Annotated in this window: 8 protein-coding genes; all 8 read right to left on the bottom strand. The window is 35.5% G+C overall.

Features of this window, described 5'->3' with window-relative positions; all coding sequences use genetic code 11:
• Positions 1-228 (bottom strand): PAAR-like protein (locus BBH99_RS03210; RefSeq protein ID WP_131799192.1); only part of this gene is annotated, 228 nt, incomplete at its 3' end.
• Between the two features lie 48 nt (positions 229-276).
• Positions 277-1,269, bottom strand: coding sequence for a hypothetical protein (locus tag BBH99_RS03205; protein WP_228390729.1), 993 nt, complete (start codon positions 1,267-1,269; stop codon positions 277-279).
• A 146-nt stretch (positions 1,270-1,415) separates the two neighbouring features.
• Positions 1,416-2,408: an alpha/beta fold hydrolase gene (locus BBH99_RS03200; RefSeq protein ID WP_066691917.1), complete on the bottom strand. Its 993-nt coding sequence runs from the start codon at positions 2,406-2,408 to the stop codon at positions 1,416-1,418.
• A gap of 87 nt (positions 2,409-2,495) precedes the next feature.
• Positions 2,496-3,482 (bottom strand): EamA family transporter, encoded by a 987-nt coding sequence (locus tag BBH99_RS03195; RefSeq protein WP_066691914.1) that lies wholly within the window; start codon positions 3,480-3,482, stop codon positions 2,496-2,498.
• Positions 3,483-3,597: 115 nt separating this feature from the next.
• Positions 3,598-5,019, bottom strand: coding sequence for a T9SS type A sorting domain-containing protein (locus BBH99_RS03190; protein WP_066691912.1), 1,422 nt, complete (start codon positions 5,017-5,019; stop codon positions 3,598-3,600).
• 320 nt (positions 5,020-5,339) lie between these two features.
• Positions 5,340-7,130, bottom strand: a complete 1,791-nt coding sequence (gene rpsA / locus BBH99_RS03185) for a 30S ribosomal protein S1 (protein WP_066691910.1) — start codon at positions 7,128-7,130, stop codon at positions 5,340-5,342.
• Positions 7,131-7,380: 250 nt separating this feature from the next.
• Complete coding sequence (locus tag BBH99_RS03180) at positions 7,381-9,933, bottom strand: DEAD/DEAH box helicase family protein (protein WP_066691908.1); 2,553 nt, start codon at positions 9,931-9,933, stop codon at positions 7,381-7,383.
• A 4-nt stretch (positions 9,934-9,937) separates the two neighbouring features.
• Positions 9,938-11,039: DNA methyltransferase (locus tag BBH99_RS03175; protein ID WP_131799191.1), on the bottom strand; the 1,102-nt coding region annotated here is incomplete at its 5' end.

The following is an 11,039-nucleotide window of genomic DNA, read 5'->3' as shown; positions in this document are numbered from 1 at the left end:
TTGAGTTACTACAGCTGAACATGGGGTATTATTTTTTTTAGCACATGAACCGAAAGTGTTCTTCTCAAAGGTAGCTCCAATATCTTTATGGGTAGCGGCAAGTTTACTGCTACCAGCATTGTCATTCACATAATATTTGGTTTGCGTAAGTACTTTCAGTTTGTCCGGAGCGGAACCAAATTTGCATTGGCAGACTGCTCCCTGTACTACTTTTTCTTTTAGTGACATTTGGTGTGTTTTGTGTAAAAATAAATCTTTTTGCTGAACCAATAAATTTTACCAGTCATTTTCTATCCTTTCGAAATTATCAAATCCCCATTTATTAGGCGGAACCTTTACAAGACCACCTGTAATAAAAGGACTGCTTTCATCCAATACTTTGTCTTTATACTCTTCTGAACCTAATTGATATTGGGTATAATGGATCTTTTTCACGAATATTTTTGTTCCTGACCAATCTCTGGAGAATACTTCAAAATAAGCTCTGGTGTGCATCGGAAAATGATGATACAGATCATGATCGAAAATCACTTTAAGCGTCATATAAAGGGAGCTGTCATCATGATGACCCTCGGGATAAAAATAGCGTGGAGCCAATAGTTCTTCGCTTTCAAATTCTATGACAAAAGAATGGTAATCTGTAGGAAATTTATCGATAGTCTGTACCCCGGAAAATTTCAACGGTCCACGATAAGGAATCACGGAAAGATAAAGATCTCTTTCAACTTTTCTGGTATCTCCGTAATCAATAAATTTAGGATGAAAAAACAGGTTCCAGAACCAGTCATTGTGCAGGCTTTGTTCAATAATGGCTTTATTTTGAAGCTTATTTTCAAAATTATCAATAAAAATATCCAGTTCTTTACTGCTGTATTTATCAGCTATTTTTGATTTCTGAATCTTCCATCTTTCCAACATTTTATCATGATTGATAATCTCGCCTGTTCCTGTTCCTTTTTCATTAAGATCTACTTCTACAGGGTAAATGGTGGCAGATAATGCTGATGAAAGAATTTCACTGATCTTATCCGGCTCATGCTGATTGTAAAAAATATCTTCCTTATGAATGCTTAATGATCCTTTACCATACTCAATATTCAGATTGGCAGCTACCGTATAATCTATTCTTTTGGAAGGTTTTTCCTCATTACCGGAATAGTATTTTACAGATACACCATACTTTCTTCCCTGAAGTCCGGAAGGTTTTATTTTGATCGTATTTAGCCTATGTAGAATTTGTTTTTTAGATAATCTGATCTCCGACATCATTAACTCATTTCGTCTTTAGTGTGTCCCAAAGTTAACAAATTTCTGTTTATCACCAGTTTTGGATAAATAGAAATCCACACAGCCTTCTTAATACATTGTTACAGCCAGATTACATAACAATCATTTCGGTAAAAAAAGGGTTCAATCTACTTAATAAAGTTATATAAAGCTTCAAAAAACTGAGGATAAACTTCAATATGCGGAAGATGGCCTACATTCTCTAATTCCACCAGTTGAGATCCGGCAATTTCACGCTGGGTTTTCTTTCCCAATTCCTGATACTGTCCCATTTTAGGCTGAAGTTCTTTGGGAGCCCTGTCTTTACCTATAGCAGTTCTATCTCTTGTTCCAATAATCAATAAAGTAGGAACTTTTATATTTTTGAATTCATAGCAAACAGGCTGGTTATAGATCATATCGGAAGTCAGTGCGGCATCCCATGCTACCTGCGGATAATCTTTATGAAGAGTCCAGCCGGCGATAAGGTCGAGCCATGGCTGGTATTCTGCCTTCCATTTGTTGTCATAATAGAATTTCAGCTGATAATTCTTGTAAGTTTCGGCTGTATTTTTAAGCTCTGACTGGTAGGCCTGGTCTATATTCTGATAGGCTGCAAACGTTTTATAATCTTCAAGTCCGATGGGGTTTTCAAGGATCAGTTTCTGAACTTTTTCAGGATAAAGCAAGGTAAATCTTGTGGCTACCATTCCGCCCATTGAATGTCCCAGAACAATGGTTTTATCAATTCCCAATTCATCCAGAATAGCCTTTGTATTTTCGGCCAGTTGTGAAAAAGAAAACTGATAATTGTAAGGTTTTGATGATTTTCCAAATCCAATCTGATCCGGAATAATAACCCTGAAACCTTTTTCTGAAAGATCCTTAGCCGTTCTTTCCCAGTAAGCTCCGTTAAAATTTTTTCCATGAAGAAGCAGAATGGTTTTCCCATTGGCTTTTTGAGGTTTCACATCCATATAGGCCATTTTCAGATTGTTATCCTGGGATTTAAATTCTTTAAAATGTACTTCATAAGGATATTGATACTCCGACAGCATCGCATCCAACGGTTTTATTTGTGAAAATAAAACTCCTGATCCGGTTAATACGATTGCGGTGGCTATATTTCTGAAATATCTCATGGACTTTACTTTTAAGCTTTTAAAATTAAAAAAACCGCTCCAAAAGGAACGGTTTTCAACTGTTATTTTTAGTTAAATAATATTTTTTTAAGATAATTCTGCCATAGAAACTTCTTTTTCTTTCTTGGATGGAAGGTTCATTAAAACAATGGCAAAAAGAATCAATGCAATTCCTACCCATTGTATTAAAAATACTTGTTCACCCAATAAAACAAAGGCCATGGTAACGGAAACCGGAAGTTCCAGTGAAGAAACAATACTTCCCAATCCTAATCCAGCATTCGGGAAACCGACATTGAAAAGAATGGGTGGAATAATGGTTCCAAACAGCGCAAGAACAGCCCCATATGTCCAGAATATTGAATAATTAAAAGGGTGAATATGCTCTGTATTTTCAGTAAAATTTAAATAGAAAGCTTTTAATCCGTCAAAATACATAGGTCCTATCTGTGCAAAGAACAGGAATGCAAAAACAACAACGGAACCTCCTGTAAGCATAATAATACTCTTCCTAAAAACAGGCAGATGAGTAGCCAGCGTGTTGGAGGTAAACATGGTTAATGTATATGAAGCTGCTGCCATCAGTCCCCAGAAGACTCCATGCCAGTCAAGCTCGATCTCCATATTAATAAGGTTGGTAGCCAAAACGGTTCCCAGTAATACAATAATTACGGCCACAATTTTTCTTGCATTCGGCAGTTTTTTGGTAATGATACTTTCCACCACAACACTGAACCATACCGACTGCATCAGCAATACAATAGCAATGGAAACATTGATATACTGAACCGCGATATAATAAAACAAACTTGTTCCTCCCAATGAAGTTCCGGCAAGCATCAGCATTCTGACCTCTTTGGAGCTTGGCATTGATAATTTCTTTTTCGAAGTTAAGGTTTGAATCAAATTCAGGATCAAAAGTCCTGTTAAACCTAATACAAATTGGGAGGTTGTCACTTCAGACGTTGTAAAACCATCATGATAAGCCATTTTCACAAAAGTGGCTAACATTCCGTATATACTAGCACCAATCCCTACAAATAAAACACCTTTTAGTATATTTTTCTTCTTCATAATTTTTTTAACAGCCTGCAAAGGTACAACATATAAATTAAATTATTTTGAAGTATTGATATGATAGATAAATGAGATCGCCGCAAGCTTAGCTTGCGGCGATTTATACATTTCCTTATTGTTTTATTATTTTTTCTGAGTAAGTTTCATTTTTATCTGTTGTTACATTAACGATATAAATTCCTTCTTTGTGGGAGCTCAGATCTATCTCTATTTCTTTTTCTCCACGAAGTACTTTATTATATACTGTATTTCCAACGAGATCTCTGATCTCCAATGTTCCCGATTTCATTTCTTTGTTCATCATTAATTTAAACAAACCAATAGTAGGATTTGGAGTCAGCCGAAAAGCCTTTTCCGTCACTGAAGACTTAAAACTTACAGGTTGTGGACAACTCATATCAATATCAAAGTCAAAATACGGATATTTATTCCAGCTATACACCGTATAGGTAGATGCATTTGAATTCATTGTTACCCTAAGCTTGTGCCAACCTGTTGAGCCTGCATTTATTGCCTCGGCAAAACTGTAAGAAGAATAGAAATTAATCTTGAAATAGTTTCCTGCCTCAAATACAGGATAAGAAGCCACAGGATACACCTCACCCGTTTGCAAATTGATCATATCTACCTTAAGGCTCTGTAAAGTAGTACCAGATGGAAGATAATAATGCCCGGCAATAGTACCAGGCTGATATATACACTCTCCTGGCTCATAAACAAAATCTAAGGTTCCTCCATTATTAGAGTCACAAATACTTTCCGCAATATCCTTCCAATAATTAATTTCACCAGGCGCCATACGAAATCCAGTATCTCTATTAAAATATGATCTTGAATTACCATTACTTGGATCTCCAGGAATCGTTTCAAGTGGCCCGGAATACGGCCCAAAAGGACTCGAAATAGCTGCTGCTGCCTCAATAGCATCATTATTTGAATTCGCATGAATCAAAGTGAATCTTATTGAGCCTCCCATTATAATATTCGTTTTAAACTCCATCACATTGGCAAATGCCTCATATGAATTATAATTTGATGCATAAACAGGATCTACAAGATAAGAATCAAGACTAGCTGAAGCTCGTTCTGCGTCAGTAAATACAATAACCCTTTCAGGCTTATTCCCATTTAGTGTTTTTTGGGGACTTATTATATCTGGATCCGGAATTCCCATTATTGCATTTTTGACCAATCCTAAAGATTGCTGTAAATGATCTCCAAAATCCAAACGGCGCTCAAAATTCTGAGCGGTAAAAAAATCGTTGGTATAATCAGACTCAATATAAATTAAAGGCTTATATATTCCGGTATCATGATCCAATATCCCGTTTCCATACTGTACTACAGCTACTCTGTTTTCAGGATTACAAGCTAAAAGCTGTTCTATTAGCTTAATCACACCACGTCTCATCGCTTGATAATCTGGCTTAGTCATAGAACCTCCATTATCAACCATGATGATATAATTAGCCTGTGCACTAAGCGTACTCCATGACATCAATGCCATGAAGAAAAAGAAAAACGTTTTTTTCATAGTTAAAAGTTTTAAATTTAGTTCTGTTAAAATAATATTTTCTCAACAAATAGTGATGTTAATTTAATATTTACTGTTAATTCTGAAAAAAATAAAAACCATTTATTTGAAACCTTTAAGTTTTAATTATTTTCTGATAATCTTTTCTGAACAAATTTCGTTTTGATCTGTTGCTATATTATAAATCCAAACCTAACAGGTTTATAAAAACCTGTTAGGTTATTCATCGTTCCTTTATTTTGAGTGGATAGTGAAAAAACTTCTGAGAAAACAAAAAAGCCGCTCAAATGAGCGGCTCGTATTTATCAATGGTTCAAAGATTATTTACCTTCTTCCATTTTTCTTTTCAACTCTGCTAATGCATCGATGTCTCCAAGAGTAGATCTTTCTTCGTTGTTTGAAGAAGAAGATACGTTTCTAGAAGAAGCTTCTTTTACGTTTTTCTTCTCTTCGTCTCTGAAGATTCCTGTGTGAGAAACTACAACTCTCTTGAATTCTTTGTTGAATTCAATTACTTTGAATTGAGCATCTTCGCCTTTTTTGATTTTAGATCCATCTTCTTTCTCTAATAATCTTGAAGGGCAGAACGCTTCAACCTCAGCATCTTCGAATTGTACAGAAGCTCCTTTATCGTGAACTTCTACCGCTTTACCAGCGTGGATAGTTCCTTCAGCATATTTAGTTTCGAATTTATCCCATGGGTTTTCAGTCAATTGCTTGTGACCTAGAGATAATCTTCTAGCCTGGATATCTAATTCAAGAACTACAACATCTAATTTATCACCTACTGCACAGAACTCAGATGGGTGCTTGATTTTCTTAGTCCAAGAAAGATCAGAGATGTAGATTAATCCGTCGATACCTTCTTCTAACTCTACGAATACACCAAAGTTAGTGAAGTTTCTTACAGTTCCTACATGCTGAGATCCTACAGGATACTTAGCTTCGATGTTTTCCCATGGATCTTTAGATAATTGCTTGATACCAAGAGAAATTTTTCTTTCTTCTCTGTCTAAAGTTAATACTTCAGCTTCAACTTCATCACCTACTTTTACGAAATCTCCAGCAGATCTTAAGTGAGTAGACCAAGACATTTCAGAAACGTGGATTAATCCTTCAACACCTGGAGCGATTTCTACGAATGCACCATAGTCAGCAAGAACTACTACTTTTCCTTTTACTTTGTCACCAACTTTTAAGTCAGCAGAAAGAGCATCCCAAGGATGAGCTTCTAATTGCTTCATACCTAATTGGATTCTTGTTTTCTCATCATCGAAATCAAGGATAACCACTTTCACAGTTTGTCCGTCCTCAAGGATTTCAGATGGGTGGTTCACTCTAGACCAAGAAAGGTCTGTAATGTGGATCAATCCATCTACACCACCTAAGTCAATGAATACACCGTAAGAAGTGATGTTCTTAACAGTTCCTTCAAGAACTTGTCCTTTTTCAAGTTGAGCGATGATTTCTTTTTTCTGACCTTCGATATCTGCTTCGATCAATGCTTTGTGAGAAACTACTACGTTTTTGAACTCAGGGTTGATTTTCACAACTTTGAACTCCATAGTTTTTCCTACAAACTGATCGTAATCTTTAATTGGCTTAACGTCAATTTGAGAACCAGGTAAGAATGCTTCGATTCCGTGAACGTCAACGATCATACCACCTTTAGTTCTAGACTTAACAAAACCGTTAACGATTTCACCAGTTTCGTGAAGTTCGTTTACTTTATCCCAAGCTTTAAGCGTTCTCGCTTTTCTGTGAGATAACTGTAACTGACCAGTTTTGTCTTCTCTCTTGTCAACCATTACTTCTACTTCATCACCTACCTTAAGACCTTGGTTGTAACGGAATTCGTTAAGAGAGATAACACCTTCAGATTTGAAGTTGATGTCTACGATAGCTTCTTTATCAGTTAATCTTACAACTTTACCAATTAGAACGTCGTTATCGTCTAAGTTGTTTAATGATCCGTTGTAGATCTCTTCTAAATCGCTTTTCTCTTTTCTAGCATCAGCATCAAGACCAGATTCGAAAGAATCCCAGTCAAATTGTTCAGGTGCTACGTTTTGGTTTAATAATAATTCTGCTGAATTTGTCTCTTTTGACATAATTCTAAATAAATTTGTATTCCTTCTCTTTCAACGGTCTTAATCAATGTGATTGAAAAATACGGAAGTTATTAATATTTAATATTTTACTTTCTTAGACCTTTATCACAAAAAGTGGGTGCAAATATACGTTTTTTATTTGAGATAAGCAATAGTTTCATCTTTGCAGATTCTACCTTTAATTACTTGATTGTCAATAGCTATTATTAAAACACTGGAAATAGCTGAAAATTTGGATATCGCAGGCATATCATTCCATCAATATTTTTTCCAAAGCCCTTTCAAATTCTCTTTCATTTTCATGGTTATAAAATGGTACGGCGGTAATTAAATATTCATCCGTATGAATGGTGATGGTTTTCTTGTCACCTTCCATATCCCTCAGAAAATCGTCTTTCCATTTATCATAGTCCAGCAAATGGGCTCCTTTCGGCTCTATAAAGACCTGATAAGTTATCTGTTTATCTTTCTTTTGGCTGCAAAACAGGATAAAGTCCGGTTCAAAGGCCCTTCCTGCCTTATCAAAGATCTTAACTTCTCTTTCATTACGGATCAAATGAATGTCCTGAAATTTGTGTTTCAATCCTTTGAACCGCCTTGAAAACAATTCTACAAATCTTTTTTCCTCACTGGTCCCATAATTGGCATTATAGGCATACCAGGATCCTTCAGCAACCACATTCTCCTGCCCGTCTGCGTTTACACTTCCTTTTTTAACCCTGATTTCTTTATCTCTAAAAACCTTATGAATAGGCTGTGCTTCAAACGATGAACCTTCATAATCCGGAGCATTATGTTTAATATCGGCTTCTATGGTTTGCAGTAATCCATTGAGTGCCTGAAGGTAATCAAAATGTGAAATTTCCTGAAGACGACTTTGGGTTCCGTAGAAAATGATTTCCATTCCACCCAAATACTTCTCATCCTCTATAAAATCCCAGATGGATGTTACATTGGGAAAATAGCGCGAAAGGTTATCAAAATAATAAAACGGATTACGGCTTAAAGCGTACCTTACTACATGTTTCTGAATATCTTTAATTCTGACACCTTCAGATTTTATGTCTTCCTCAAGAGGAATTGGTTTCTCTAATTCAAAAAATACACTGGATGTTCTGCCGCTTCCTGAAGAAAGCTGATACCTGAAATTAGGTTTGCTGATTCCCAGATCTTCAAAAGACTTTATCCTCGTAAAGTCTTTGAGGATCTTTTTATTGGAAAACACTACTCCATTTTTATATAATTCTGTGGTTTTAAACGCAGATTTTAACTTGAGCTGTTTGGTTTCAAGATTAGCCTCATCTTCATATATTCCTGAGTCTACCAATGCTTTTTTAAGTTCAGAGATATAGCGGCTGTCTTCTTTAGTATGGTAGTACAACTCTTCTAAAATTTTTAGATCGTTTGAAATATCATCGTCATATTTCCGCACAAACTTATCTTCTCCCTCTTTTACAGCAAACGGATAATACCTTGCTCCACGCCCGATTAACTGAGCTTCGGAAAGGGTTGTTTTTCCCGGTTTACCATCCTTCCCGTCTCGATCTTCATATAATCTTACAATATCAAATAAATTGAGAACGTCCCAGCCTTCATTAAGCTTCTGTACAGCGAATACAGCACGAATCGGGTTATTTTCTTCTTCCAGTGTATTGAGTAAGATCTGGTTTTTCTCTGCTTCCAGGTCATTATTGGCACTCAGGCAGTTCTCTTCCCTGAAATGAGTCTGTATTCGTTTTACAATATCACTTTTTGAAATATTGTTAGCTTCAAAAAAGTCGAAAGCTTTTTGAACAACAGAAACAGTAGATGTTTTCCGGATCTTATCTACCATTCTCTCAGAGAATTTTTCAATCAGTTTGTGAAAGTTTTCTTTATTCTGCTCTGATTCTTTAATCGTTTTTTTAGCCTTGAAAAGAATAACCGGTTTTAAGTTAATATGGTGGATTGTCGCTAATTCCTGTCTGTACAAATTCAGGATCAAAGCCTGAACAATCCTTTCCTGCTCGTCATACATGGAGCGAACAAGATTGATTTCCTTGGAAAACTTATCCGTCCTGAACTGGGCAAGGTCATATTTATAAAGGACTTTGTCTTTGTATTTCTCCGTAATCTCCCGGCTTTCGTAATCTAAAGTAGCGGTAAATTCCAGAAGGATATTCTCAAAATTCTGATGCAGAACCTGCAAAATGGTTTCTTCCCAGCTTCCAAACAGATTTCCGCTTTTGGTTCCGCTATTCAGGTGATGGGCTTCATCAGCAATCAGAACGATCTTTTTATCCTGGAAATCTTCATAAGTAATACTGTTTTCCTTAGTGTTGTTTAAATCAATATGAAGCTGTTGAATTGTTGTGAATTTAATATTGATGTTTTCATGATCGGATTCATCAAAATTATCGATCTGTTTCAAAAAAACTTCTTTTCCATCAATGACGATTTTATCCTGAAATAAATATTTGGAAGTCTGAGGGTTAAGAAAATTATCTTTCGTTTTCTGAATGATATTATTACTGTTGACAAAAAACAGAAAGTTACGGTATCCTTTTTCATAAAGATGAAGCATCAAACCTCCCATTAACATTGTTTTCCCGCTTCCTGTTGCCATATTATAAAGGAGATGCAGAGGTTTCCTGGGCTTACCGTCAAAATCTTCTCTCTCCGTATATAAATACCGTCTGAATGCTTCTTCCTGATAAGGGCGAATACCAAACTTCAGGTTATCAGTAATTCCATTGGGTAAAGCAACTTCCGCTAAGGCCTTACGGGCAAACGGATTATTGAATATTTCATGTAAAAATGCCATCTGCTTAGTTTTTAAGTTGATAAAATTGTTGGGTTACTTTCTGCTCTTCCGGTGTACATGCAAAATTCTTATCCTTAAGAGAGGAAAGATTGACATAAAGCTGATTTTTATCAAGCAGTTCGCACAGATGCTGTTTTTGTTCCTGCAGGCTTAATGTTTTAAAATCTTCAATATGCTGCTCCTGCTTCTGAATATCTACATTATAATTAAGAAAAGACTTTTGTTTCATCTCTTCCCAAATCTGAAGAAGCATTTTTTCATCTTTTGCTTCTTCTATTTTTTCTATAAAGGTTTGGTTGTATTTTTTGAGCTCGAGGTAGATGAATGAGCCACCGCCTTGCCAGTTGACGGATTTGGAGATGCCAGTTTGATTACCTTTGATTATATTACACAATCTATCACATGTAAGCTCTTTTATATAATCCATTTGTTCTATTCCAATATATTGACGATTTAATTTATGTGCTGTTGCTACTGTTGTACCTGTTCCTAAATGAAAATCTAAAATAATGTCATTTTTATCTGTACACATTTCAATAATTCTTTTTAATAAAGCTTCTGGTTTTTGTCCTCCAGAAAACTCTTTTAACAATTCAGTATGCTGTAATTGATTTTCTTTATATGCACGAGGATCGGCATAAACTTGCTTAATATCTGACCATACCGTTGAAAGAGGAACTCCTTTACTTTCGTCTAGATATTGTTTCACCCAAGTTGAGTTACCACTTTCATCTTTTCCCCTCATTCGTCTTTGATATAATCTACCATCTCCATCATCATATTTAAACCAATCCTTAATATACTTTTCTGTATAAGGAATAAATATTTTATTCTGTTTTCTATCCGAATAACTTTTTGAATAGTGTAAAATGGTATCGTGAATATTAACAGGTTTGGCTCCTGCAGCTCTACCTCCAGAAGGTGAACCATAAGCCCAGATTATTTCTTCAACAAAATTTTCTTTTCCAAATACTTCATCACAAAGTATTTTTAAATAATGTATTTCGTTAATATCAATATGAATAAAGATATTACCATCACTACTTAAAATTTCTCTAGAAATCATTAATCTATTTTTCATGAAGGTTAACCATGAAGAGCGATTA

Source organism: Chryseobacterium contaminans (assembly GCF_001684955.1).
GTDB classification, from domain to species: domain Bacteria; phylum Bacteroidota; class Bacteroidia; order Flavobacteriales; family Weeksellaceae; genus Chryseobacterium; species Chryseobacterium contaminans.
This window is presented reverse-complemented; position numbering and strand designations above follow the sequence as displayed.

Coding starts and splice junctions, on each gene's coding strand:
- BBH99_RS03205 (WP_228390729.1), bottom strand. CDS start 1,269: ATGATGTCGGAGATCAGATTATCTAAAAAACAAATTCTACATAGGCTA.
- BBH99_RS03195 (WP_066691914.1), bottom strand. CDS start 3,482: ATGAAGAAGAAAAATATACTAAAAGGTGTTTTATTTGTAGGGATTGGT.
- BBH99_RS03190 (WP_066691912.1), bottom strand. CDS start 5,019: ATGAAAAAAACGTTTTTCTTTTTCTTCATGGCATTGATGTCATGGAGT.
- BBH99_RS03180 (WP_066691908.1), bottom strand. CDS start 9,933: ATGGCATTTTTACATGAAATATTCAATAATCCGTTTGCCCGTAAGGCC.
- rpsA (WP_066691910.1), bottom strand. CDS start 7,130: ATGTCAAAAGAGACAAATTCAGCAGAATTATTATTAAACCAAAACGTA.
- BBH99_RS03200 (WP_066691917.1), bottom strand. CDS start 2,408: ATGAGATATTTCAGAAATATAGCCACCGCAATCGTATTAACCGGATCA.